The sequence below is a fragment of the Arachidicoccus ginsenosidivorans genome (assembly GCF_007971385.1).
Classification (GTDB): domain Bacteria; phylum Bacteroidota; class Bacteroidia; order Chitinophagales; family Chitinophagaceae; genus Arachidicoccus; species Arachidicoccus ginsenosidivorans.
Window position 1 is genome coordinate 3,380,948 of the sequence record NZ_CP042434.1, and the last position, 22,966, is coordinate 3,403,913.

Below are 22,966 nucleotides of genomic sequence, written 5' to 3' on the forward strand. Positions count from 1 at the left end.
GCGTTAACGCAGCAGCCATTGTCTTACGGGGTCGTTTATTAGAGCAGGTTGATTATTCTGTTTACGGAAATTTACGCAATACACTTAATCTGAGAACCAGCTCCAGTAACAAAAAAAGCAATGCTGCTAAAACAAAGGGTAGGTATTTTTCCTCATAACGGTTGTACGTGGTGATTTTTACATCTGATTTTTCCAGTTTACCGATACTCTCATATACTTTAGCCAGGGTTTTGTTGTCGCCTGCCTGAAAATACTGACCGCCGGTCTGGCGGGCAATATTTTTAAGTAGTGTTGGATTAAAGTCCAGTTGACGTGTTCCTTGTTGCCCCAACGGGTCATTGTCGTCCACCGTTTTATTGCTACCTATGCCTATGGTATAAACCTTAATGCCATAAGTTTTGGCCATGGCGGTGGCAATATCCGGGGAAATTTTACCGCCAAAATCCATTCCATCGGTCAGCAGGATAATGACTTTACTTTTTGCTTTACTATATCGCAGGCGGTCAATGCTGGTCGCCAGACCGCTACCAATAGCCGTTCCTTCTTCTTCCAGATAACCGCTGTTGATCTGGCTGATCTGCTGCAGGACCATATTATAATCCGTTGTAACGGGGGTTAGCGTAAAGCTGATATTACTGAAAATAACAACGCCAATCCGGTCGCCTTCCCTGGTTCTGACAAAGTCTTCTGCAACTCTTTTAGCCGCTTCCAACCGGTTAGGAATAAAATCTCTTTCCGTCATCGAACCACTGATGTCAAAGCAAAGTACCATATCGATACCCTGGCCATCTGTGGTCGTTTCCGTAAAACTATTTCTGGGACGTGCCATAGCGATAATAAGTGCGCCCAATGCCAGTATCCTAAGCCAAAATGGAATATGGATCAGTCTTGTCTTCCAGGTGCCTGATTTTTTGATCTCTCTGGTCGTGGATAAGGCCAGCGGCGCGGATTTCTGCGTCTGCTTTCGATAATGCAAATAGGCCAGTACCGGTAATAGTACCAGCAGGCATAGTAACCACGGGTAGGCAAAATCTGTTTGTTGGAGCCAGTTGACGATCATTTTACTTTTTGCGTTTCCAGTATTTGTTTTTCGATACTATTTAATGTCTGACGGGCAGTGTGCACCGCTTGCTTTGTTTTATCCACTTCCGGGCTATGCTCAGCAAATTTTACGTAATTACTCAGGTTCGCAAAAGATTCCAGATCACTGCGTTCCTGATGACGCACCAGATAAGACTGGAGGCTATCTACCAGTTCCTTGGATGTTGCCTGGAAGGCATGGGTAGAAAGCCGCTCATCAAAGTAGGCGCGGCAAATATCCAATAGCCGGGTGTAGAATTCTTTAAATTTGCCAGCTTCCACGAGTCCTTCTTTTTCCAATTGATCAATTTGCCCCATGGCCCATTGCAGTGGGGGCCCTTGACAACAGGTTTATTAGACTTGGGTTTAGCTTTCCGCCTTTTGAGTAGTCGCAGGACAAAAAACAAGATGACTGCCAAAATAAGTACTCCACCTATAATATAAAGCCAGGTATAATCTTTATAATTGACCGCCAGGATTTCTTTTAAAGGGTGATAATCTTTGAGTTTACTGACATCTACCGGGAGTACCTGTAACGTCACCGGGTGGGTTGATAAGGTATACTCCTGGTGGTTAATATCACTAACGACTGGTTCAATGACCGGGATTTGCCAACTACCAGAATCAAAGGAGGTAATGGTTAGTTTCTGCATGAGAGTTGTTTGCCCGTCTACAGAGATTGTGTCCATTTTCGCCGCTTTAACAACAATGATATGACCGGCCGTATCCGATACTTTAAACCAGGATTTAAGGCTTTGTGCCTGATCAGTCAGATTTTCTACTTTGAGTTGTAAAGTGACCTGTTCGCCTAGCAAAATCTGGTCCCGATCTAAGGTGACTACGGCTTGTTGGGCGAATAACCGCTGGCCAAGCCCCCCAAAGGTCAACACAAATAAAAGCGCTATCCATAAAAGGCACTTAAAGTATCTGGGCGCACCAGAAAAAATTTGTTTGTGAATGACCGTATCTTGTTGCATGCTTGCCTTAAAAATATAATTGAAACTTTATTTTCTTTTGATGAAAAATTGTTGCAGAATCGCGACAAAATCCTGGCCGGTTTCAATTTGCAGAAGATCGGCCCCTACTTTTTTGAATTGCCTTCTGGCCTGCGAAGTGATTTCGTCGAATTGTTTGCTATAACGCAGCCTGGCATATTTGTCATTACTGTCAAATAAAAAGTTGTCGCCAGTCTCAGGATCGCTAATTTCTACTAGTCCAATGCGGGGCAGTTGCATGTCCATACGATCAAATACCTGTATGCCGATAACATCATGTTTTTTTGCTGCCACACCTAAGGCCTGCTCATAATGATCAGCTACAAAATCGCTGAGAATAAAGACGATTGATTTGTGCTTGGCCGTGCTGGTTAAAAACCTAAGTGCTTTTTCCAAATCAGTTTTACCCGAAACCGGTGTAAATCCCAATAGTTCCCTTACAATTCTGAGTACATGTTGTCTGCCTTTACGGGCTGGAACATATTTTTCTATCCGGTCACTGAAAAGAATGGTGCTGATTTTATCATTATTGCTGACAGCAGAAAAGGCGATTGCAGCCGATATTTCTGTAATCAGATCTCTTTTGGTTTGTTTATTGGTGCCAAATAAATTGCTGGCACTCGTATCAATTAGCAGGTATACGCTCAGTTCTCTTTCTTCTTCAAATAATTTACTGTAAGCATGGCCCATTCTGGCAGAAACATTCCATTCAATAAAGCGAATATCATCGCCCGCCTGGTATTCGCGAACCTCTTTAAAGGCCATGCCTCTGCCCTTAAAAGCAGAGTGATATTCACCGGAAAATAAATGATTGGTCAGCCTTTTGCTTTTGATTTCCAGCTCCCGAACCCTGCTGGAAATACTGGCATCATTATCCCCTTCCTCTGTACTTAAAGGAGTATTGATATTATTATGTTGTGAAGACTTGTATTTATTTTTCCTAAAAGAGAACACGTAAATAACGAATTAATTGTTTGCATTATTCAAAGAGAACCTCACTTGTCTAAAATCCCAGGCTTTGCTCAATGCTCAACTGCTTGTCTAATGCAGTAAAGTCTCATTGTTATTGTTTGCAGGCCATTAGGTTGCCGCATACGTCGACTATGGCACCTGGACGGTTTTCAAAATCTCATCAATGATATTTTCTGAACTGGTATTCTCAGCTTCCGCTTCATAGGTAATGCCGATTCTGTGGCGCATTACGTCCTTGCAAATGGCTTTGATATCTTCTGGGATGACATAGCCACGACCTTGCATAAAGGCATGTGCCTTACCAGCCAGTGCTAAATTGATACTCGCTCTGGGAGAACCTCCATAACTAATAAAAGGTCTGAGCTTGTCCAGACCGTATTGCTCCGGATAACGGGTGGCAAAGACAATGTCCAGAATATATTTCTCAATTTTTTCATCCATGTAGATCTTGCTTACAAGCTCCCTTGCTTCTTTGATGGCTTCCAGGGTAATGATCGGCTGAATGCCTCTGCTGCTATTTTGTCTGGATGCTTCCTGGCGAATGATCTGCAGTTCTTCCTGCTTGGTCGGGTAACCCACGACCACCTTTAACATAAAACGATCCACCTGGGCTTCCGGCAGCATATAGGTGCCTTCCTGCTCTAAAGGGTTCTGAGTTGCCAATACTAAAAAGGGCTCGGGCAGTTTATAAGATGCGTCGCTGATGGTGACTTGTTTTTCTTGCATGGCCTCCAGTAAGGCACTCTGCACTTTAGCTGGAGCCCGGTTGATTTCATCTGCTAGAATGAAATTTGCAAATACAGGCCCTTTGCGCACCACAAACTCTGCTTTTTGCTGGTGGTAGATCATGGTACCGATAACATCAGCTGGCAGCAAGTCCGGTGTAAACTGGATCCGACTGAACTGGCCCTGTACGGCTGAGGCCAGTGATTTGATGGTCAAGGTCTTAGCTAGACCAGGAACGCCTTCCAACAGTACATGTCCATTGGACAGCAGACCAATTAGCAGCCGGTCAATCATATAGGTTTGACCGACTATTTTTTCAGATAATTCTTTTTTTATGCTTTCAATAAAAGAGGATTTCTGCTCTACTTGTTCGTTTACCTGTAAAATTTCTTCTTCTAAACTCATTTTTGGAGAAAATTAGAGCGTGAATGTACGAAGTATAACGCTTTGATTGGTTAATTATATTTTAAAAAAAAAGATTTATGAAAGGGATATAAAGGGCTTGTCTATCTGGCAGAATTTTGGCATTTTATGGGGGAAAAACCTCGAATTATGCACAGATGCTTGCATGAAAACACCGCAAAAAGCCATTATCTTTGCCTTTATGACAAAGTACGCACATGACGAGATCCTGCCATTTGAAGGCAGCGGACAAGATAAAAAGCATCAGGTGGAGCATATGTTTGATGACATTGCACCCAAATATGACTTTTTAAATCGCTTTTTGAGCCTGGGGATCGATCAGCATTGGCGCAAAAAAGCCATTAAGCGGTTGGCCAAAGGTCAACCCAAGCAAATCCTGGATGTAGCCACCGGAACGGGTGATGTGGCGATTATGACCTATAATATGCTACAACCGGATAATATAATTGGCATTGACATCTCTCAGGGCATGTTGCAAATAGGCAGGGAGAAGATCGCCAAAGCGGGGCTTTCAGGTCATATTTCACTCAGACAGGCCGACAGTGCAACACTTCCTTTTGAAGCGGATAGCTTTGATGCGATTACAGTGGCATTTGGTGTCAGAAATTTCCAGGATTTGGAAAAAGGCCTTTCAGAAATGCACCGGGTTTTAAAACCGGGCGGGAAATTAATTGTCCTGGAATTTTCCAGGCCACATAACGCCTTATTTAAAGGTTTATATAATTTTTATATGAATGTTGTTACACCGGCCATGGGCAATTTGTTTTCTAAAAATAAAGAAGCCTATAGCTATCTGAATAAATCAGCCAGGGCATTCCCGGAAAGAAATGACTTTATTCGGATTTTGAACGGTGTCCATTTTAAAGATACGCTATTTAAAGCCTTGACACTAGGCATATGTTGTATCTATGAAGGGCGCAAATAATTAACCTATGCCAACTGCAATTGGCATCTTTTCATCAAATAGTCATTTATCATGAAAACGGTCTGGGTTATCTTATTACTGGTCTTTTCAAATATTTTTATGACCACAGCCTGGTATTGGCATCTAAAACCAGGGGCGGCTAATTTACCCGTCTGGAAGATCATTCTGATTAGTTGGTCGATTGCTTTTTTTGAATATTGTTTAACTGTACCTGCGAACCATTTTGGAAAAGAGTGGGGGATAGGCGCCTTTCAGTTAAAAATAATCCAGGAAGTCGTGACCCTGGTGGTTTTTACCTTTTTTGCGATATTCTATCTTAAAGAGCCTTTTCACTGGAAATATATTGTTAGTTTTTTATGTATTTTGGCAGCCGTTTATTTTGCCTTCAAGAAGTAAATGGAAATGTAAGGTCTATTGTAAAAGGAGGCTACCCTACTTAAATTATTTTGATTATTGAGATTTACCGGATTGTTTTTGACTATTTGACCTTCCCTGACTTATGTGTTTTACACCTGCTCAATCCTTGAGTTGGCTTTTTTAATAGAGGATTCACCAATTGTGTTTTTGGAAAGGAGCAGAAGTTTTTTTAATTCGATGGGAGATTTTGCCAATTGGATTAACCGCCCTTTGGAGATGCTTGGTATTTCACCTGCCTCGTAATTTCTGTATTCGTTGGCTCCAAACCCCAAAATAGCCGACATTTCACTGTTCGCTGACCAGTATTTTTTGCGAATTCCTATAATCTCTTCTGGTAAAGGAATGCCGTATTTATCCCTATATTGATTATAAACTTGATTGATATTCGCCATTTCCATACCTTCATCCGTAAATTCTGCTCACCAATTTTATTTTGATTGTCGGACTGGTAAAGATCATGCAACCAGATTTTCAATTTTTTATTCAAAATCCGTCTGGAAGTAAAACAGCCAGTACAAAGATCAGCTGTTGACGATTAAGGTGGTTAATTGAAATATTGGGATTGAATAAGAAAGGAGTCTATTGCTTGGGCATTATCATAATCCAAACAAATTATTTCTTGAATGGCTTTACGTTTATTTTTTGCATGATCAAAATACGATTTGCATATCTGGTAACCGACATAGTAACCTAAATCGGCACAAGTTTTTGCATGAGAACCATTATAAAGCCAATCAGAATAATTATTTGAATGCATTTGCTTTTTAAACAAGGCTTTTATTTCATTATTGTGTGCCTGGCCATATGTTTGGTAGCTGGTTTTAATGGGCTTTTGGGTGGCCATTTCTGCTATAAAGTCACAGGCACCCTCATGGATACTTTTACTTAATAAAGTTGCCCCTTCTCCTATTTGCTGGGTATGGATATACTCATGGATATTCAAGAAGACAATATTGTCAATGGATTGATTGGCGAATACGTTTTTTAACCAATTGCTTTTGAATTCTGACATATCAATCGTTGAATCGCCTGTGGCGATTTCAGCTCCGACAAGAACCATTTGATTCATTACAGTTCCTCCTGAACGCAATCCTCCTATCGTAAAATACATTTCTGCATCTTTAAGTTCCGGGTATAGCCGTTTTAGATTTTTAATGGCATCCTTTAATTCACTGGTTTTATTTTTTATGCGTAATGTATTTGGCCGGATGGAGTGCCAAAATTTGGGCAGCCTGTTAATTAGATTGACATAAAGCGTGTCGTTATAATCCCTGGCCGCCATGAATGCTTTCAAACCTTTGGTGCCTTTATCGATATACAATGTACGGATAAATTGTAGTTTTTTTGAATAATCTTTCGTGGTTTGAATATGGTCAAAGGCGTTCCAAAAATTGTCTATATCTGAAGTGAATATTTTATTGGTGCTTTGGGCAAAACCAGTGAAGGCCAGACCAAGCAATACAGTAATAAAAAGAAGTGTCTTCTTCATGAAGTTGATTTTTCAGATAGGCAATCGGCCTAATATTATTTAAGATTTTGGACGATATTTTTTTATTCATTTATTTATTCATTCATAATCACAGCATCCAAGTATAAATACATACAGCACATAAGATGCGCAAACAATTCATGTGCTGTATGTATCAGAATAGGGGTGCTTATTTTAGAGAAATAAGCACTATTATTCTAATAGCTGGATCAGCTCCTCAGGGCTGGCACCGGTCGCAAAAGTCTTGACAAGTTGTCTTTTTTTGTTATAGGCTGCCATGTAGGGGTCATTTCCAGGTGGTAAAAACTAGGGATAGAATAATTTACATCTTTCACAAAATGAACATTGGGCAGATTGTCCAGGTGATATTTTTTGGCGAATGCATTAATCTCCTCAAAGGAAGCCGCATAGGTTGCCCAGATAAAATCAATTTTTTTCAATTTGTCCATGGATTTTGCCAGTCGTGTTGCCTCATGCTGGCAATGTTCGCAATCAGGATTAAAAAAGGTGATCACCACAGCCGTTTTTTTGGGGTCTGGGCCACACTCAACCAGCTGCTGTCTTGCCTTAATAACAGAAAATTAGGCAAAGAGGAGTCTTTTTGGTAGGGAGGCAGGCTGTCATAGCCATTTTGGGCTTTTGCGTGGAAGCTGGTTACTAAAAAAATAGCCAGGAATGCAGAAATTATCACTTTATAGTTCATCGTAATCACGGTTATAATTTATAAATAATCAAAAACTAAAATTTAAATGTCCACTTTAAAACCCCTTTACTGATCATGCCAGACAGCTTATTTACCCATAAAATAGGTCTCGGACTGGCTTATATTTGATCCGTGGGTAAAATTAAGGTTTAATCCCTGGATGATTGTTAGGAAAATGCTGTATTTCTTTCTCCAACCTGTTGGCGCCACATGGCGTAATACAGCCCCTTTTGGTCTAAGAGTTCACTGTGGCTACCAATTTCGGCAAATTTGCCCTTTTCCAGTACATAAATGACATCCGCATGCATGATGGTGGAGAGTCTGTGTGCAATTAAGATGGTAATTTGCTGTTTGTCCAAAGAAATATCTTTAATTGTTTCTGTAATGCTTTGTTCGGTGATGGAATCCAAGGCCGAGGTGGCTTCGTCAAAAATTAATAGCCTCGGCTTTCTCAGTAGTGCTCTGGCAATGGACAGCCGTTGTTTTTCTCCCCCTGATAATTTCATGCCATTTTCCCCTAAAATGGTTTTAAGCCCTTGTGGCGACTTGGCTAACAAGTGTGTCGCGGCTGCTTTTTCCATGGCATCCAACATTTCTGCTTCTGTCGCATCTGATTTTACAAATTGTAAGTTGGCCTGAATGGTACCTGCAAACAGTTGGGTATCCTGCGTAACGAAGCCAATCTGACGTCTTAGTTGATTATAACGGATTTTGTCGGCTTTGATTTCATTAAAAAGGATATCTCCAGACAGTGGCCGGTAGAGTCCTACCAGCAGTTTGACCAGCGTGGATTTTCCAGAGCCGGAAGGGCCGACAAAGGCAATGGTCTGGCCGGTTTTGACCTCAAACGATAAATGATCTATACTGTTATAATCAGCGGTTTTGTGTCTAAAGGCCACCTGATCGAACCTTAATGAATCTAGTGCACCCAGATCTTCGGGGCTAGGCGGTCTGGTCTCTACTGGTTTTAGCATTAAACGGTCAAAACTCCTAATAGATGCGTCTACTTCCCTGTATTGCAGAATAATATTGCCCAGATCCTGTAAGGGACCAAATATGGTTGTAGAAATAAATTGCATAGCAATTAATTCCCCGGTGGTCAGTACTTTTCTGAAAATCAGCCAGAGCAGGATAAATAAAATGGACTGTTTAAGTACATTCAGGGTGGTGCCCTGCAAAAATGAAAGCGTGCGCACCTTTTTGACCTTTTCCATTTCCAGGTCAAAGATGGAGGAGGTTAAACCTTTTAGCCTGCGAATCTCTGGAAAGGTAAGTCCTAAAGAGCGAACCAGCTCTATATTTCTGAGACTTTCTGTGATAATGCCTGACATCGCATAGGTCTCTTTATTAATAGAGCGTTGAATGGTTTTTATTTTTTTGAAAGCAGACCCGTTAGGGAACCTAATAGGACAATGCCAATTAAAAATACAGGAATCAGCATCCAGTTTTTGGTAATAGAGTACCAGATTAAAAAGCCAATACCGACGACAGAAGAAAACAATATATTGATAAAAGAAGTAACAAAGCGTTCTGTATCTGTTTTTACCTTCTGCAAAATGGATAATGTCTCTCCACTTCGGTTTTCCTCGAACTCCTGGAAGTTCAGTCTAAGCGTCTGTTTTAGTCCATCATTGAAAATTTTCTCTCCAAACCTGGCAGTGGCTAGTCGGATTACATAGTCCTGGAAGGCCTTGGTCAGCCTGGAAAGTAAGGCGACCGCTACAGCAATGACTAACCAAAAGAGAACACCCCGGATGAGTTCTTTTTCTGTATGTACGACTGGATGGGTGGCATAATCATCGATAATTTTCCCAAATATTACAGGATCAATCAGGCTTAGTAGCTGCGCCGCTGTAGCGAGTAGAAGGGCAACTATGATCAGGTTTTTATGCGGTTTAAGGTACTTCCAGAGTGTTTCCATAAGCCAATTTAAGCAATCTTTTTAATGGCTGTGCACCACAAAGGTGTAATTTTTAAAATGTGCGAAAAATCTGCAATAAATTCGGCTTTGGTATATCAGAAAGCAGCCATGCACTTAAGGCCTGCCTGCGCAATCTGTGTAGCGCCTGGAGCTATTTTGGTTAATGATTTGATAGATTTTGCTACCTTTCCATTTTAAATTTAGGGAAATAGTTGTAGTTGAGTGCTTGAAAACGATTAACGAAATAAAAATGAGTGAAAAATGACAAATTCAAAAATAATTTTAGTTACCGGAGCCACCGCTGGTTTTGGCAAGGCGATAGCCTTGCAGTTTGCGGCTAGTGGCTGGGATGTTATTATTACTGGCAGAAGACAAAGGAGACTCGAAGCGCTGGCAAGTGAGATGGAAGCAGCATACGGAATCAGGGTACTGCCGCTTACCTTTGATGTAAGAGACCGACAATCAGTTAAGGCACAGCTGGAGGCCTTACCGGAAGATTGGCAGGCAATTGATGTGCTGGTCAATAATGCAGGACTGGCACTTGGCAGAGATACTTTTGATCAGGCAGATATGGATGATTGGGAAACCATGATTGATACCAATATTAAAGGCTTGCTCTATGTATCCAGAGGTGTATTGCCTTATTTTGAAAAAAGAGGTAAGGGGCATATTATCAATATCGGGTCTACGGCTGCCAAAGATGTATATCCAATGGGCAATGTCTATTGCGCTACCAAAAGTGCGGTAGAGGCCATCTCCAAGGCGCAGCGAATTGATCTATTGTCCAAAAAGATTAAAGTAACTGCTATACACCCCGGTGCAGCACAAACGGAGTTTTCAATAGTTCGTTTTAAAGGAGATCAGGCTGAGAGCGATAAGGTCTATGAAGGTTATCATGCATTAGAGGCCAAAGATATTGCAGATATTGCTTTTTATGTGGCTAATTTACCTGAGCATGTTTGCATCAATGACCTGGTAGTTACCTGTACCGCCCAGGCCAATGCCTTTTTTACACATAAAGAGGTATAGCAGCTCAAAAAAGCACCAAGAAGTCAGACCATATATAAAGAAAAGCAAAAGAACTGGGCAAAAGAGGAAGATTGACCTCGATAGCTAATACCTTATACCAAAAGCAGCGCTGGCCCTATTGTTTGATTTATGTCAATAAAGCCAGCGCTGCTTTTGATTGTAGGCCACAAAAGCCTTTACCAATCCCCGTTAATGCTTATTTTTGCGGTTGCCCAATCGAGTGCCTTATAGATTAACTGCTGAAAACTAGCCGAAGCATAGGTCTCTGGAAAATGGCCCCACTCAATATAAAAGGCTCTGCCCCTTCAAAATTATGGTACCAGCTGATGGGATGAAATTTGCCCATGTTTCCACCTTGATAAGTAGATTCGTCTACGCTGATCAGGTAATGTAACCCTGGTTGAACCGATTTGAAATTATAGATTTCTTCCTTTTGGACCAGTGAATCGGGTAAATGCCTGGTGGCTAAAAATTTTTTGTCCAGCACATGGAAAGTGGGAGACTGAGGATGGGGATGGCTGTCAAAATAAGCCCCTGACAATTTGTTATACCAAGGCCAGTCATACTCCGTGTCGGTGGCTGCATGGATACCTATATAACCGCCGCCTTTATGGATAAAGTCTTTAAAAGCCAGTTGTTCGGCGCTATCCAGTACATCACCTGTTGTATTTAAAAATACGACAGCCTTATAGGGTTTTAGGCCTTTTTGCGTAAATACAGCGCCGTCTTCCGTGGTGTCTGCCTGGTAGCCGGCAGCTGCGCTTTTAGTCAGAAACATGGTTTTGCCTGCACTGATGGAAGCATGCCGGAATCCTGCAGTTTTAGAAAACACGAGGATCTTTTTAAGTGGCCGGTGACGCTTTTGCGCATTTAGTGTACCAGTGACCAAAATGAGTGCAGATGCACAACACAGGAGTGTCCTTACTTTGAATACTTTTTTGAATTTTAGTGGATACATTTATTTTGATTGAATGATGTAGGAGAAATGTAGCTGGATGCACCGATGGAAAAAAGTTTATTAGTTCAGGCTTGGATCATTAAAGGTATCGCCCTGACTAAAATCGCCGGTTGTGTAGCCTTTCTTAAACCAATAAATACGTTGGGCAGAGGTACCATGGGTAAAAGTATCGGGATTAATTGTGCCCGTAGCCTCCTTTTGCAGCCGGTCGTCCCCGACTGCCCCAGCCGCTCCAAGGGCTGATTCAATATCTCCTTGATCTAATTGAATAATGTTTTCCTGCTCTGCATAGTGTGCCCAGAGGCCTGCGTAAAAGTCGGCTTGTAATTCTAGTTTAACGGAGAGTTTATTATAAGCAGCTTCACTGAGCCTGGCTCTGGCGGCATCCACCTGATCTGTCATGCCTAGCAGATTTTGTATATGATGCCCCATCTCATGGGCAATGACGTAGGCTTTGGCCAGGTCGCCCGGCGCATTAAATCGTTGGGAGAGTTCCTGGAAGAACCCCAGATCTATATAGACCATTCTGTCTCCAGGACAGTAAAAAGGGCCGGAAGCAGCGCTTGCACCGCCGCAGGCGGTCTGTACGCTGCCTTCAAACATGACGAGTCTCGGCTTGCTATAAGATTTATTGAATTTATCCCGCATAATACCGCTCCAGACGGTATTACAACTGTTATAGACCCTGACTGTAAAAGTAGAATCATTATTGGCGTGGGTATTGGTGACCGTACCAGTAGTCTGTGTGGTTGCCTGTTCCGGCAGGACATTATTGACAAATCCGAGCATTTCCAAAGGGTTTTTGCCCAAAATAAGGGAGATGATAACGACAACTACGGCGCCGAGCCCTCCAATTTTGCCTACCCGTCTGGCGCCGCCACCTTTTCTTACTTCTACGCCATCCGTACTATCATCAGGATTGATCCATTTCATGTGTTCAAGGTTTTAAATGGTGTTTTTTAAAAACGCAATAATAATCGAATAATGTGCCATATCCGTCAACTGTTAATAAAATCCTATCCTAAATATACAGTAAGATTTTTATATCTTATGGACAACGTGAAAATCAATTAAAAAAAAATAATGCTGAGAAGGTGCGGAAATACAAAAGTCTAACCTTTGTATTGATACTTAAAATGTTGATAAATAGCACTATAAATAATTACCAGGCAGTTTTATAGCCTCTTTGTCCTTAGGCTACTTCTCAGCAACTAAGTCTTCAACGGTTACTGTTCGCATATAATTGCGTCAGCGGATCTGATTGCCAGTAACGATTTGCCGCAAAGTCCGCAGCGGTCTCTGGTAATTCCATAATGGTCAGGCGGCCCTGGTGACCTGCACCCGTATCCAGATCGGTAATATTTAACACCTGCAGGGGTTTATCTGTTTGATCGCCAATGTGTGTGGTTGGGGTATGGCCTATAAAGATTTCTTTGAAAGGCGCATCGTTATAAAAGCCCTCCGGGATAACGCCTTTTTCATAGTAAGCATCCCTTTGCAAGGCGGCCTCCAGTAATTCCCGATCCCAATAATAGGTTGTTTCCTTTTGAAGTGTAAAGGGTAAATGGCGGTCAAAACCTGCATGTAAAAAGCATCTGTGCTGTTCATCCACAAAATACAGCTTTTGCGATTCAAATAACTTTTTATGTGTGGCCGGGATATCTGACGCATTGAATGCGCTTTTAAAGCCTCTGCCACTTGCAATCAACTTTGTTTTTTTGCCTGCATGCCTTAAATAGGAGAGCAGGGTCCCTTTTCCGCCATATTGCCATAAAGCGGGATGGTAATCCGTTTCAAAAAACTACGGAACCAGTCATCATGATTGCCTTTGATGAGTACCTTATTTTTAATGGATAATAAGGTCTCTATGCATTCAAAGACGTCTTCATAACCATCTACAATATCTCCTAATTGGATTAAACAATCTTTTTCTATATCAAAATCTGAGCGTTGCAGGCATTGTTTCATGGCTTTGAAAGCTCCATGAATATCACCCATGACAAAGGTTCGCATGGCAAAAGGGTTGAACGGATTATTTGTTGAATCTCAAGGACAAAGATCGCGTATTTACACGGTAAAACAAAAGCAAAAAAGTAGCTGTTTTCAATGATCAGATTGATTTTTTTGTTGTTGATTATAAGCTCATTATGTCTATTTTTTACTTTTGAAGTAAAGGAAGTACTTGCCATTTTTTTGCAGCAATTTGGGTATTTGCTTTTCCGTAAATTTTTTTTGTAGATTCGTATTAGATGCATTACCTTTAGGCTACAAGCGCAGCAAATGCGCCCTAACACAAACCTGATATGTGGTTTGGACAATTTAATGACCAGGCGGGTAATACTATAGTAAGAATTTACATAGGGTGCCCGCCTGGATTTTTTTGCCTCAACCATACTTAAATAGCGATATTTTATGTATTTCAAAAAACTAGCCATCTTTAAAAATTGTTAGGCAGTAAAGATCATGTTCCCATAACCCGTAAATATGCATTAATTTTGCATATTATTGTTACTGATACTTAAATTGTGATTCAGTAAGTGGTCAATAGAACGTAAATTAAATATGTCTAAATTTTTAATTGTTGGCCTGGGTAATCCGGGCAGTGAATTTGCTGGCACACGTCATAATGCAGGCTTTGAAGTAGTAGATGCTTTTGTAGTCAAGCATGAAGGACAGTTCCGCTCAGACCGATTGGCGGAGGTGGCGGAGGTGAAATGGAAGGGTAAAATCTTTATTTGTATAAAGCCAACTACCTATATGAATTTAAGCGGCAAGGCGTTTAAATACTGGATGGATAAAGAAAAAATACCCTTGGAAAGGACTCTAACTGTTGTAGATGATCTGGCGCTGCCAATTGATAAAATCCGCATCAGAGCCGGAGGTAGTGATGCCGGTCATAATGGCCTGAGAGATATTCAGCATATCTTAAATACGACGGAGTATCCAAAGCTGCGCTTTGGCATTGGTAATCAATTTCCTAAGGGTATGCAAGTGGATTTTGTCCTGGGGAAATGGTTCCCGGAAGAAAAGGAGGTTATCGCCGGTAAGATTGATAAATGTGTGGAAGTTATTGAACAATTTGCAGTGGCAGGTATTGCCAGGGTAATGAATGATTACAATAAACAGCGTTTTGGGGCGGTTAAAAAATAATCAGTAAATACATTGAATAATATAACAGCTTTTCGCAAGTTTGTTTCCGGGCACCATTTGTATGCGGGATTACTAATCACGCTGGCAGTCTTGGTTCCTTCCATTGTATTCTTTCATGAAGGAGTACTGATCAAATATATACTTGTGCCTTTGGGCGTCATTAATGTTGGGTTTTCGGATGCGCCTGGTTCTTTCAAACACCGCCTGAATGCCAATATAATTGCCATCGTGGCTTTTTTTGTGGTTTCAGTGATTGCTGGATTGTCCAGAGACTATGTTTGGCTGTCTGTTATTGAACTTTTATTTTTTGCGATTATCTTATCGCTGGGCGGGATTTATGGGGCCAGGATGTCTAGTATTGGGACCTGTGCCTTAATGTGTTTTATCTTTTTCTCCGATAGAAATTTTGTGGCTGGGGATATTTTGCTTAATGCCTGGTATATGACAGCAGGAGGCATTTTGTATTTTTTCTCTTTATTGTCTCTTATAGATTGCGGCCTTATAAATTAATTCAGCAAATGCTCGGAGAGCATATGATTGAACTGGCTAGTTTATTAAATCTGCGCAGCAATTACTATGCGCCAAAGGTCGAATATAAAACGATTATGGATCAGATGCTTAAAAAGCAGGTGGTCCTAAAAGAACAACAGGAGAATCTTCGGGAAGTATTATTTAAAACCAGGCAGATTGTACAGGAATCGACCGTTAAAAGCAGATCCCTGCTCTTGATTTTTATAGATAGCGTTGATTTGTATGAAAGGATTTTGCTGTCCCAACAAGATTATGTTCAATTGCATAACGCCTTCGATGGCAAACATATCTTGCAGGTATTTGGGCGTTATTTAAATATTCTTGCCTATGAATTAGAACAAAATGGTCTGGCATTACAACAGGGCAGACAATATCATAGTAAAAGGGAGCTGAACAAGGCTTTTGAAAAATGTCGCAGCGCTTTTTACCAGCTCAGAGAGCGGCAAATGGATTCCACGAACATGGAAGACTTTATTATGTTGCGTCAGATCCTGTATAGCTTGCAGGATTTAACCGATAGGATTAAACGGTTGAATCTTTTTACCAAAAATAAAAAGGACATATCTGAGCAAGGGCAGTTAGAGGAAGGAACAACAGATGCCAAGATTAAACGCCGGATTCGGGATTTTGATCCCTTTATCCCCAAGCAACAATATGATTATAGAGTTTTTGTAGAGAATATCTCTTTTAAGTCTGGACAGTTCAGACACGCCATACGCGTGGCGGTGGCACTGACCATTGGGCTAATTATCTCCAGAATATTCAATCTAGGTCACCATAGTTATTGGGTACTAATGACCATTATCATCATATTAAAGCCTTCATACAGCCTTGGAAGACAGAAAAATATTGATAGAATAGGCGGAACGATCATAGGTGGGATTATTAGCTTTTTGACGATTTATTTTATAAATGATGTGAACGCCATCTTTGTGATCATGTGTTTTGCAATTTTACTGTCCTGCTCCATGCTTCGTATTAATTATTTTATTTATGCGATTGGTATCACTATGATGGTGATTCTTTCCTATGATTTTATCAGTTCCAAGGTCATGTCCGAGGTGCTGTTGCAAAGAATTTTAAATAGTGGAATTGGGTGCGCCATTGGGTATGTGTCCTCCTTGTTTGTTTTACCCAATTGGGAACATGAACAAAAAAATCAATACGCCGCAGAAATGCTCAAAACCAATAAAGCCTATTTTTTGTCCGTCGCCGGCTACTTTATTGGAAGCGAACTGGATATTGAATACTTTAAAGTGTGTAGAAAGAATGCATTTATTGCGCTCGCGAATCTATCGGATAATTTTCAGCGAATGTTATCTGATCCAAAACGTCAACAGGTCAAGTTGCAGGAATACCATCAGTTTGTGGTCACCAGCAATATGCTCTGTTCTTATATTGCGTCGCTTTCTTATTATGCCCAGGGGCAGGATAAACGCTATATTTCTGAACAGTTCAGGGTGGTTTACAGTCAAATCCAGCAAAACTTTGATACCGTACAGAAGACCCTGGAAACAGCAGATAGCATTGGGTCAGGTGCAGTACTCAGGCAACTGCCCGTCAACCAAAAGCTAATGGATCTTCTGGAGCAACGTAAAAAGGAATTACAGCTAAGTCAGGACGGCCCCCACAATACTTCCATAAGGAAGTTTTTGACGGATTATAAAACCATCAATAGTCTATTTAATTTGATTAATGGGGTAGTGGCTGATCAGAAAAAAATTGTCGCTGAACTGGCCAAGGGGTGATTTTGCAATTAAAGTGGCAACTGCCGTGGGCACAAGACAAGAAAAATGATTTCAGTTTATTATAAATTTGATGATTAAAGCAGCTTTTTGGCTGCTTTTTTATTTCTGAAAATGCTTGCTTGACTTAAAATAAATTTGAACTACAGTTTAACCAAATTCATTAACTGAGCCCTTTTTTTTATTGGCCGAAAAACGGAACGATGTTGTTACGTCATACTTAAAAGATATGGCTTCAGATGTACAGTTTGTTTTTGGTTTATGTGAAAAAAGTGGAATTTATAAGGTTATAAAAGTCCTTTATCTATTTTTTAAGATTTAATTGACAAATAAGAATAAAATATTTTGTTTGTATAAATAAAACGTTCTAATTTTGTGAAACGAACCTGCCATTACTGATTGTATTGCACTTATATTTCAAAGATATTTTAAAGGTATTTCAAAATATTAATTTTAGAATTTCGATTTGTCTTTGGGTGCGTGTGTGAAAAATTAAACCTACCAGTTTGCTTAAATGGTGTTGCTTGTTCAATTGCTAGCGACCTTATATTTTATTGTATTTTGAAAAAAGGTAAATTATGAAAATGAACCCTGAGGGATTGCGTGTGCCAAGTGGAGAAAATACGTTGATTAGCAAGATGGCTTTACGTTCTAAGAAGGGAAGGCGTAAGAAGCTTACTGGGCCTTTGTCCGAAGGTGGTGTATTTGTTAGTTTGAAAGGGGATTTTGGTATTAAAAGAGTGTTTAGATCGCCAGAAGGAAAGGAGGATTTAAAAAGGATGATCACGGCATTAGGAGACGGATTTATTGAAGCCTTGCTGGATATTGATTTTGATGAATCTGAAATGCTGGGCAGCATTAAGGATGAACGTAAAGCTATTTTTGATTTTAGCTTTAATGATAAGCATGGCCGTGTATTTGATCTGGAAATGCAGCAACAGTATGTCGTTTTTATGCTGAAGCGTGCATTTGGTTATACCTCCCGTTATCATTCTACCCAAATGCGCCCCGGCGAGGACTATAAGTATGACCATTGGCCAATTACTGGGTAGTAATCACTGATTTTAATATGCCTGAGTTAAAAGATGGCCCATGTGTTGATTTACATGAAATTGTGAGCAGAAGTACAAAAAGAGTAAGTTTGGTTTGTACGAACCTTTTGACCGTTGAGCTTTCAAAATTTAACAAAGGAATTGATGAGTTAGAAGGAGAAAAAGACGTATTTTTGTTTTTACTGGCGAATATGGGAAGTTTGACTGAAATCCCAGCAAGCCTGGACAATGAAAAATATAGGCCACTTTTTGAAAGGGCTCGAATTGCTAACTTCAATAAAGAAGAGATGAAAAGATACAACGCATTGAATAGACAAAAAGAAAGAGCTTATGCAGAATTGTATTCTGCGGAACAGAAAGGTATTGAAAAAGGTATTGAAAAAGGTATTGAAGAAGGTAGAGTAGAGATTATTGAACAGCTGATTGATAGCAATAAACTTACGTTAGAAGAAATATCAAAGAGTTTAAAAATACCTTTAAGCCAGATTGAAGAAATAAAAGCTAATATGGAGCATGCAATGCCATAAAAGTTATGATGATTGTTTGGGCTTAATTGGCGGGGGTAGTTTATTGAACTTGATTTTATTTTGAGCATGCTATGGTTCAATAGGTATGAAGTTTAATTAAACAAATGAATGATGAAGAAATGCCATGTGATTAATAGACAAAAAGAAAGAGCTTATGCAGAATTGTATTCTGCAAAATTGCAAGGTAGAGAAGAAGGTAGAGTAGAGATTATTGAACAGCTGATTGATAGCAGTAAACTTACGTTAGAAGAAATATCAAGGAGTTTAAAAATACCTTTAAGCCAGGTGGAAGAAATAAAAGCTAATGTGGAGCATGCAATGCCATAAAAGTTATGATGTTTGTTTGGGCTTAATTGGCGGTGTGTAGTTTATTGAACTTTATTTTATTTTGAGAATGCTATGGTTCAATAGGTATGAAGTTTATTTAAACAAGTGAATGATGAAGAGATGCCATGTGATTAATAAACAAGAAGAAAATTATTGGGCTGAATTGTATTCTGCGGAACAGAAAGGTATTGAAAAAGGTATTGAAGAAGGTAGAGTAGAGATTATTGAACAGCTGATTGATAGCAATAAACTTACGTTAGAAGAAATATCAAAGAGTTTAAAAATACCTTTAAGCCAGATTGAAGAAATAAAAGCTAATATGGAGCATGCAATGCCATAAAAGTTATAATGATTGTTTGGGCTTAATTGGCGGGGTGTAGTTTATTGAACTTTATTTTATTTTGAGAATGCTAAGGATCAATAGGTATGAAGTTTAATTAAACAAATGAATGATGAAGAGATGCCATGTGATTAATAAACAAGAAGAAAATTATTGGGCTGAATTGTATTCTGCAAAACTGCAAGGTAGAGAAGAAGGCAGAGAAGAACGCAATATGGAGATTGCTGAACTGCTGATTGAAAATCGCGGATTTTTCGCTTGAGCAAATATCAAAAATCTTAAAATTAACTTTGCATCAGATTGAAGAAATTAAAGCCAAAATGAAATAAGCAATGCGAATAAGGTTGTGATGTTTGGAAGCTAAATTAGCACAGTGCGTCCAGGCCAATAAAACCAATTTTATTATTAAAATTCAAATTTTTAACAATGAAAGTTTTTAGAAAAAAATGTACAAAGATGAAGAAAAGCCCTGCGATGATTAAGCAAGAAGAAAATTATTGGGCGGAATTGTATTCCGCTAAATTGATAGGATTTATAGAAGGATTTGTAGAAGGATTTAAAGAAGGATATAAAGATAATAAAGAGGGAGAGAAATTGGCCATTGAGTGGCTCATTAAGGATGGAAGCTATAACCTTAATTTAATTGCTTGTGTTTTGGAATTGCCATCATCTGAGATAGCTGCTATAAAAAGCAATATGAACGTCTCCGTGTCATAAAAGATGTGCTCAGGTGGTCCATATTAACCCAATGCAAATTTATTGATCTGATTTTCTATTGGGGATTAGCAAATTAAACTATAATTCATCTGCTGCTTTCTAACCATATACTGGATAAATTTAGTTATCAGTTTTGGATATTACAGCTTTGTAGCTGTAGGGGTAGGCGATATTTGTTAATTCCCATTTATTTGCTTAGCTGTATATTATAGCCTTATTTTTATTTGCTGTTGATGATCTATTGGATAAAATCCAGGATTAATTTTTCGGCTTGTTTGCAGGCTTCATCCAGGTGCTCATTAATAACGGTTTTATCGAAGTGTGGTTGGAAGGACAATTCGTATTTGGCCTTATTTAGTCTTGTTTGGATGCTTTGTGGTGTTTCAGTGCCCCTTGCCTTTAATCGCTGTTCAAGTGCATCTACAGAGGGCGGTTGTATAAAAATAGAAAGGCACTCCTGCCCAAATTGTTTCCTGACATGGATGGCACCTTTTACATCGATATCCATAATAGGGAGTTTACCACTATCCCAGATTCTTTGAAGCTCTGCTTTAAGGGTGCCATAGTATTTACCTTCATAAACCATTTCCCATTCTAAAAAAGCCTCTTTTTGGATGTTTTCCTTAAAGGTGTCGACGCTTAAAAAATAATATTCGACCCCATTTTGTTCTGCGCCTCGTGGAGCACGTGTCGTCGCGGATATTGAAAATGCCAGTTTGTCCGAGTGCTTTTGCAAAAGATATTGCGCAATTGAACTTTTACCCGCTCCGGAAGGAGCGGTTAAAATGATCATTTTGCCTTTATTACTGGAATTGACAGGTGAATCTGCTGTATTTTCTTTAGAGATGTACTCCATTGGATTGTTTAAGACGATTAGAAGGTTTAAAATTACTTGATTATCTACGGTACCACATTACTTTTTCTTCTAGTGGGGTTATCCTTCTGCCTGTAGGAGCAGGCTCATCAGTATAACCCAGATAAATCAACCCGATCATCTGATCTGCTTCCTTTAACTGGAAATATTTTTGCATGGCAGGTTTAAGGGTCTGACCGCCAGTGCTCCAGAAATTTGCGATACCCATGGCCGTTGCTGTTAGTAAAATATTCTGAACGGCAGCAGCGGTTGCGCAGATTTCTTCCAGTTCAGTGATATTGGCTTTGGGTCCTCTTTTGGAAAATACAGCGATAATATGAGAAGCCTGATTGCCTTGATTTTTAAGCTTATCATAAGATGCCTGCATAAACCTGTCAGGCTCAGTATTAGCTTTATAAAGCTCCGCATGATCCTGGCAAAAACGTTGAATGCCTGCCCCTTCAAATATAATAAAACGCCAGGGCTCCGTCAGTCCGTGTGTGGGTGCCCAGTTGGCAGCCTGGATCAGTTGATCTATACTGGCAGGATCAATAATTTTGCCATTATAGGCTTGTGGTTTTACGGTTCTTCTGTTTTTAATAATTTCTTCTATAACGGTCACATCGGCCGCTTTTTGTGCTTGATTTGTACCTATATCGGACATACTAAGTAATCTTTTAATGTGTTTTAACTTGTGTTTTTTTTAATTGTGCTTATAGCCTATTTTTTCTCATCTATTCTTTGAATGTCAGCACCTAGTTCTATAAGTCGTTTATCAATCTGCTGATAGCCACGATCAATCTGCTCGATATTTTGAATCGTACTTTTACCTTCCGCGCTCAAGGCAGCAATAAGCAATGCCTGACCTGCACGGATATCGGGGCTGCTCATGGTAATACCCCGCAGTTTATGCTTCCTGTCAAGGCCAATAACGGTTGCACGGTGCGGATCACACAGGATAATCTGCGCCCCCATATCAATGAGCTTATCTGTAAAAAATAACCTGCTTTCAAACATTTTCTGGTGTATCAATACGCTGCCTTTGGCCTGGATAGCTGTAACAAGAACAATGCTAATCAGGTCCGGCGTAAATCCGGGCCATGGATTATCATAAATCGTCAGGATACCGCCATCCATATAGGTAGAGATCTCATAATGATCCTGCGCTGGAATATAAATATCGTCCCCTTTAAAGGTCATCTGGATGCCCAGTCTTTTGAATTTATCAGGAATAACGCCTAAATGTTCAATGCCGGCATTTTTAATGGTGAGTTCACTGGAAGTCATGGCTGCCAGACCAATGAAACTGCCGATTTCAATCATGTCTGGCAGCATTTTGTGGGTCGTACCTGAGAGTTCTTTAACGCCTTTTACGGTGAGCAGATTGCTGCCAACGCCGGTAATTTCTGCGCCCATGCTGTTGAGCATACGGCAGAGTTGTTGGATATAAGGCTCACAGGCCGCATTATAAATTTGGGTGACCCCTTCAGCCATAACGGACGCCATCAAAACATTGGCGGTACCCGTAACGGAGGGCTCATCCAGCATCATATAAGTTCCTTTGAGTCCAGCGGTGGTGAATTCCAAACATGAGGTGGTTGGGTTATAATTAAAAGTCGCCCCGAGTTTCTGAAAACCCAAAATATGGGTGTCCACACCCCGGCGACCGATTTTATCTCCACCAGGCTTTGCAATATAGGCCTTTTTAAAACGTGCCAGCATGGGACCTGCCAGCATAACACTGCCTCTAAGCTTGCTGCCTTTTTCCCTAAAAGCAGGGGAGTTTAAATAATCTGTGTTTATATTATCGGCTTTGAAGGTGCAGGTATGGGGATCAATCCGGTTGACCTGGACATTCATATCGGCTAATAATTCAATTAAAAGATTGACATCCAATATGTCCGGTATATTTTCGATTCTCACCTCCTGATCCGTCAACAAAACAGCAGAGATGATTTGCAACGCCTCATTTTTTGCCCCCTGTGGTTGGATGCTACCTTTTAATTTTTTACCGCCGATTACTTCAAATGAAGCCATATAATGATAATTTTATACTATGTGTTATTGATCTATGCCTACGTAATGA

29 protein-coding genes and 1 pseudogene are annotated in these 22,966 nt (G+C 40.1%); 12 read left to right on the plus strand and 18 right to left on the minus strand.

The genetic code is table 11. The features are described from left to right. Positions 1 to 61: 61 nt before the first annotated feature. From FSB73_RS13520 to FSB73_RS13540, 5 genes are all read right to left on the minus strand, one after another. Complete coding sequence (locus tag FSB73_RS13520; RefSeq protein WP_146783149.1) at positions 62 to 1,060, minus strand: vWA domain-containing protein; 999 nt, start codon at positions 1,058 to 1,060, stop codon at positions 62 to 64. After that, positions 1,057 to 1,227, minus strand: a complete 171-nt coding sequence (locus tag FSB73_RS23315) for a hypothetical protein (RefSeq protein ID WP_158639551.1) — start codon at positions 1,225 to 1,227, stop codon at positions 1,057 to 1,059. The genes FSB73_RS13520 and FSB73_RS23315 overlap by 4 nt, the downstream gene beginning before the upstream one ends. Before the next feature lie 20 nt (positions 1,228 to 1,247). Continuing rightward, positions 1,248 to 2,057 carry a hypothetical protein gene (locus tag FSB73_RS13530; protein WP_146783155.1) on the minus strand — a complete coding sequence of 270 codons (810 nt, stop codon included), beginning with the start codon at positions 2,055 to 2,057 and terminating at the stop codon, positions 1,248 to 1,250. Between the two features lie 27 nt (positions 2,058 to 2,084). Beyond that, positions 2,085 to 3,029 carry a DUF58 domain-containing protein gene (locus FSB73_RS13535; protein ID WP_225973998.1) on the minus strand — a complete coding sequence of 315 codons (945 nt, stop codon included), beginning with the start codon at positions 3,027 to 3,029 and terminating at the stop codon, positions 2,085 to 2,087. 147 nt (positions 3,030 to 3,176) lie between these two features. Beyond that, entirely contained in the window at positions 3,177 to 4,178 is a 1,002-nt protein-coding gene (locus tag FSB73_RS13540; protein WP_146783158.1) for an AAA family ATPase, read from the minus strand. 163 nt (positions 4,179 to 4,341) lie between these two features. On the opposite strand from FSB73_RS13540, the gene ubiE reads away from it, so the two are divergent. Both ubiE and FSB73_RS13550 read left to right on the plus strand, forming a co-directional pair. Further along, positions 4,342 to 5,121, plus strand: a complete 780-nt coding sequence (gene ubiE / locus FSB73_RS13545) for a bifunctional demethylmenaquinone methyltransferase/2-methoxy-6-polyprenyl-1,4-benzoquinol methylase UbiE (RefSeq protein WP_225973999.1) — start codon at positions 4,342 to 4,344, stop codon at positions 5,119 to 5,121. A 51-nt stretch (positions 5,122 to 5,172) separates the two neighbouring features. Further along, positions 5,173 to 5,517, plus strand: a complete 345-nt coding sequence (locus FSB73_RS13550) for a DMT family protein (RefSeq protein ID WP_146783161.1) — start codon at positions 5,173 to 5,175, stop codon at positions 5,515 to 5,517. Between the two features lie 110 nt (positions 5,518 to 5,627). On the opposite strand, the gene FSB73_RS13555 is transcribed toward FSB73_RS13550, so the two are convergent. The 6 genes and pseudogenes from FSB73_RS13555 to FSB73_RS26745 all read right to left on the minus strand — a co-directional run. Beyond that, a complete protein-coding gene (locus tag FSB73_RS13555) occupies positions 5,628 to 5,936 on the minus strand; it encodes a hypothetical protein (protein WP_146783164.1) in 309 nt (102 codons plus the stop codon). 146 nt (positions 5,937 to 6,082) lie between these two features. Beyond that, on the minus strand, positions 6,083 to 7,027 hold the full coding sequence (locus tag FSB73_RS13560; RefSeq protein ID WP_146783166.1) for a gliding motility protein GldB-related protein: 945 nt from the start codon (positions 7,025 to 7,027) through the stop codon (positions 6,083 to 6,085). A gap of 209 nt (positions 7,028 to 7,236) precedes the next feature. Beyond that, a complete protein-coding gene (locus FSB73_RS13565; RefSeq protein WP_158639552.1) occupies positions 7,237 to 7,545 on the minus strand; it encodes a peroxiredoxin family protein in 309 nt (102 codons plus the stop codon). After that, on the minus strand, positions 7,539 to 7,739 hold the full coding sequence (locus FSB73_RS13570) for a hypothetical protein (RefSeq protein ID WP_146783172.1): 201 nt from the start codon (positions 7,737 to 7,739) through the stop codon (positions 7,539 to 7,541). Before FSB73_RS13570 ends, FSB73_RS13565 begins: the two co-directional genes overlap by 7 nt. Positions 7,740 to 7,897: 158 nt before the next feature. Further along, positions 7,898 to 8,809, minus strand: coding sequence for an ABC transporter ATP-binding protein (locus FSB73_RS25015; RefSeq protein ID WP_394344850.1), 912 nt, complete (start codon positions 8,807 to 8,809; stop codon positions 7,898 to 7,900). Between the two features lie 24 nt (positions 8,810 to 8,833). After that, a pseudogene (locus FSB73_RS26745) lies at positions 8,834 to 9,651 on the minus strand (ABC transporter transmembrane domain-containing protein); the annotation flags it as partial. A 261-nt stretch (positions 9,652 to 9,912) separates the two neighbouring features. On the opposite strand from FSB73_RS26745, the gene FSB73_RS13580 reads away from it, so the two are divergent. After that, complete coding sequence (locus FSB73_RS13580) at positions 9,913 to 10,680, plus strand: SDR family NAD(P)-dependent oxidoreductase (RefSeq protein ID WP_146783175.1); 768 nt, start codon at positions 9,913 to 9,915, stop codon at positions 10,678 to 10,680. Between the two features lie 232 nt (positions 10,681 to 10,912). On the opposite strand, the gene FSB73_RS13585 is transcribed toward FSB73_RS13580, so the two are convergent. From FSB73_RS13585 to FSB73_RS13600, 4 genes are all read right to left on the minus strand, one after another. Continuing rightward, complete coding sequence (locus FSB73_RS13585) at positions 10,913 to 11,638, minus strand: ThuA domain-containing protein (protein WP_146783178.1); 726 nt, start codon at positions 11,636 to 11,638, stop codon at positions 10,913 to 10,915. A gap of 60 nt (positions 11,639 to 11,698) precedes the next feature. After that, positions 11,699 to 12,571, minus strand: a complete 873-nt coding sequence (gene ypfJ, locus FSB73_RS13590; RefSeq protein WP_146783181.1) for a KPN_02809 family neutral zinc metallopeptidase — start codon at positions 12,569 to 12,571, stop codon at positions 11,699 to 11,701. Positions 12,572 to 12,857: 286 nt separating this feature from the next. Beyond that, positions 12,858 to 13,346 (minus strand): hypothetical protein, encoded by a 489-nt coding sequence (locus FSB73_RS13595; protein WP_146783183.1) that lies wholly within the window; start codon positions 13,344 to 13,346, stop codon positions 12,858 to 12,860. Positions 13,347 to 13,369: 23 nt separating this feature from the next. After that, the gene (locus tag FSB73_RS13600) at positions 13,370 to 13,651 is read right to left on the minus strand and encodes a metallophosphoesterase (protein ID WP_146783185.1); all 282 of its coding nucleotides are present in this window, start codon (positions 13,649 to 13,651) and stop codon (positions 13,370 to 13,372) included. Between the two features lie 549 nt (positions 13,652 to 14,200). On the opposite strand from FSB73_RS13600, the gene pth reads away from it, so the two are divergent. The 9 genes from pth (at position 14,201) to FSB73_RS13640 (ending at position 20,027) form a co-directional block, all read left to right on the plus strand. Continuing rightward, complete coding sequence (gene pth / locus FSB73_RS13605; protein WP_146783188.1) at positions 14,201 to 14,788, plus strand: aminoacyl-tRNA hydrolase; 588 nt, start codon at positions 14,201 to 14,203, stop codon at positions 14,786 to 14,788. A 12-nt stretch (positions 14,789 to 14,800) separates the two neighbouring features. Then, positions 14,801 to 15,298 carry an FUSC family membrane protein gene (locus FSB73_RS27635; RefSeq protein ID WP_146783191.1) on the plus strand — a complete coding sequence of 166 codons (498 nt, stop codon included), beginning with the start codon at positions 14,801 to 14,803 and terminating at the stop codon, positions 15,296 to 15,298. A gap of 8 nt (positions 15,299 to 15,306) precedes the next feature. After that, the gene (locus FSB73_RS25030; RefSeq protein WP_146783194.1) at positions 15,307 to 17,067 is read left to right on the plus strand and encodes an FUSC family protein; all 1,761 of its coding nucleotides are present in this window, start codon (positions 15,307 to 15,309) and stop codon (positions 17,065 to 17,067) included. Positions 17,068 to 17,642: 575 nt separating this feature from the next. After that, positions 17,643 to 18,116 (plus strand): PD-(D/E)XK nuclease family transposase, encoded by a 474-nt coding sequence (locus tag FSB73_RS26750; RefSeq protein WP_146783197.1) that lies wholly within the window; start codon positions 17,643 to 17,645, stop codon positions 18,114 to 18,116. Between the two features lie 17 nt (positions 18,117 to 18,133). Beyond that, a complete protein-coding gene (locus FSB73_RS26755) occupies positions 18,134 to 18,643 on the plus strand; it encodes a PD-(D/E)XK nuclease family transposase (protein WP_146783201.1) in 510 nt (169 codons plus the stop codon). Positions 18,644 to 18,751: 108 nt separating this feature from the next. Beyond that, entirely contained in the window at positions 18,752 to 18,970 is a 219-nt protein-coding gene (locus FSB73_RS13630) for a hypothetical protein (protein ID WP_146783204.1), read from the plus strand. A gap of 109 nt (positions 18,971 to 19,079) precedes the next feature. Further along, positions 19,080 to 19,310 carry a hypothetical protein gene (locus FSB73_RS13635; protein ID WP_146783207.1) on the plus strand — a complete coding sequence of 77 codons (231 nt, stop codon included), beginning with the start codon at positions 19,080 to 19,082 and terminating at the stop codon, positions 19,308 to 19,310. A gap of 109 nt (positions 19,311 to 19,419) precedes the next feature. Further along, a complete protein-coding gene (locus FSB73_RS23320; protein ID WP_158639554.1) occupies positions 19,420 to 19,572 on the plus strand; it encodes a hypothetical protein in 153 nt (50 codons plus the stop codon). A gap of 164 nt (positions 19,573 to 19,736) precedes the next feature. After that, positions 19,737 to 20,027 carry a hypothetical protein gene (locus FSB73_RS13640; protein WP_146783210.1) on the plus strand — a complete coding sequence of 97 codons (291 nt, stop codon included), beginning with the start codon at positions 19,737 to 19,739 and terminating at the stop codon, positions 20,025 to 20,027. A 238-nt stretch (positions 20,028 to 20,265) separates the two neighbouring features. Here the strand turns inward: FSB73_RS13640 and gmk are convergent, their stop codons facing one another. From gmk to murA, 3 genes are read right to left on the minus strand one after another with little or no spacing between them, the layout of a single operon-like run. Then, complete coding sequence (gene gmk, locus FSB73_RS13645) at positions 20,266 to 20,883, minus strand: guanylate kinase (protein ID WP_146783213.1); 618 nt, start codon at positions 20,881 to 20,883, stop codon at positions 20,266 to 20,268. A 40-nt stretch (positions 20,884 to 20,923) separates the two neighbouring features. Continuing rightward, positions 20,924 to 21,544, minus strand: a complete 621-nt coding sequence (locus tag FSB73_RS13650) for a nitroreductase family protein (RefSeq protein WP_146783216.1) — start codon at positions 21,542 to 21,544, stop codon at positions 20,924 to 20,926. A 56-nt stretch (positions 21,545 to 21,600) separates the two neighbouring features. Beyond that, positions 21,601 to 22,917, minus strand: coding sequence for a UDP-N-acetylglucosamine 1-carboxyvinyltransferase (gene murA / locus FSB73_RS13655; RefSeq protein ID WP_146783219.1), 1,317 nt, complete (start codon positions 22,915 to 22,917; stop codon positions 21,601 to 21,603). Between the last annotated feature and the right edge of the window lie 49 nt (positions 22,918 to 22,966).

What these genes read in the sequence shown, in the direction of transcription:
- FSB73_RS13520 (WP_146783149.1), bottom strand. Translation starts at nt 1,060, where the DNA reads ATGATCGTCAACTGGCTCCAACAAACAGATTTTGCCTACCCGTGGTTA.
- FSB73_RS13530 (WP_146783155.1), bottom strand. Translation starts at nt 2,057, where the DNA reads ATGCAACAAGATACGGTCATTCACAAACAAATTTTTTCTGGTGCGCCC.
- FSB73_RS13540 (WP_146783158.1), bottom strand. Translation starts at nt 4,178, where the DNA reads ATGAGTTTAGAAGAAGAAATTTTACAGGTAAACGAACAAGTAGAGCAG.
- ubiE (WP_225973999.1), top strand. Translation starts at nt 4,342, where the DNA reads ATGAAAACACCGCAAAAAGCCATTATCTTTGCCTTTATGACAAAGTAC.
- FSB73_RS13550 (WP_146783161.1), top strand. Translation starts at nt 5,173, where the DNA reads ATGAAAACGGTCTGGGTTATCTTATTACTGGTCTTTTCAAATATTTTT.
- FSB73_RS13555 (WP_146783164.1), bottom strand. Translation starts at nt 5,936, where the DNA reads ATGGAAATGGCGAATATCAATCAAGTTTATAATCAATATAGGGATAAA.
- FSB73_RS13560 (WP_146783166.1), bottom strand. Translation starts at nt 7,027, where the DNA reads ATGAAGAAGACACTTCTTTTTATTACTGTATTGCTTGGTCTGGCCTTC.
- FSB73_RS25015 (WP_394344850.1), bottom strand. Translation starts at nt 8,809, where the DNA reads ATGCAATTTATTTCTACAACCATATTTGGTCCCTTACAGGATCTGGGC.
- FSB73_RS13580 (WP_146783175.1), top strand. Translation starts at nt 9,913, where the DNA reads ATGACAAATTCAAAAATAATTTTAGTTACCGGAGCCACCGCTGGTTTT.
- FSB73_RS13585 (WP_146783178.1), bottom strand. Translation starts at nt 11,638, where the DNA reads ATGTATCCACTAAAATTCAAAAAAGTATTCAAAGTAAGGACACTCCTG.
- ypfJ (WP_146783181.1), bottom strand. Translation starts at nt 12,571, where the DNA reads ATGAAATGGATCAATCCTGATGATAGTACGGATGGCGTAGAAGTAAGA.
- FSB73_RS13600 (WP_146783185.1), bottom strand. Translation starts at nt 13,651, where the DNA reads ATGCGAACCTTTGTCATGGGTGATATTCATGGAGCTTTCAAAGCCATG.
- pth (WP_146783188.1), top strand. Translation starts at nt 14,201, where the DNA reads ATGTCTAAATTTTTAATTGTTGGCCTGGGTAATCCGGGCAGTGAATTT.
- FSB73_RS25030 (WP_146783194.1), top strand. Translation starts at nt 15,307, where the DNA reads ATGCTCGGAGAGCATATGATTGAACTGGCTAGTTTATTAAATCTGCGC.
- FSB73_RS26750 (WP_146783197.1), top strand. Translation starts at nt 17,643, where the DNA reads ATGAAAATGAACCCTGAGGGATTGCGTGTGCCAAGTGGAGAAAATACG.
- FSB73_RS26755 (WP_146783201.1), top strand. Translation starts at nt 18,134, where the DNA reads ATGCCTGAGTTAAAAGATGGCCCATGTGTTGATTTACATGAAATTGTG.
- FSB73_RS13630 (WP_146783204.1), top strand. Translation starts at nt 18,752, where the DNA reads ATGATGAAGAAATGCCATGTGATTAATAGACAAAAAGAAAGAGCTTAT.
- FSB73_RS13635 (WP_146783207.1), top strand. Translation starts at nt 19,080, where the DNA reads ATGATGAAGAGATGCCATGTGATTAATAAACAAGAAGAAAATTATTGG.
- FSB73_RS23320 (WP_158639554.1), top strand. Translation starts at nt 19,420, where the DNA reads ATGATGAAGAGATGCCATGTGATTAATAAACAAGAAGAAAATTATTGG.
- FSB73_RS13640 (WP_146783210.1), top strand. Translation starts at nt 19,737, where the DNA reads ATGAAAGTTTTTAGAAAAAAATGTACAAAGATGAAGAAAAGCCCTGCG.
- gmk (WP_146783213.1), bottom strand. Translation starts at nt 20,883, where the DNA reads ATGGAGTACATCTCTAAAGAAAATACAGCAGATTCACCTGTCAATTCC.
- FSB73_RS13650 (WP_146783216.1), bottom strand. Translation starts at nt 21,544, where the DNA reads ATGTCCGATATAGGTACAAATCAAGCACAAAAAGCGGCCGATGTGACC.
- murA (WP_146783219.1), bottom strand. Translation starts at nt 22,917, where the DNA reads ATGGCTTCATTTGAAGTAATCGGCGGTAAAAAATTAAAAGGTAGCATC.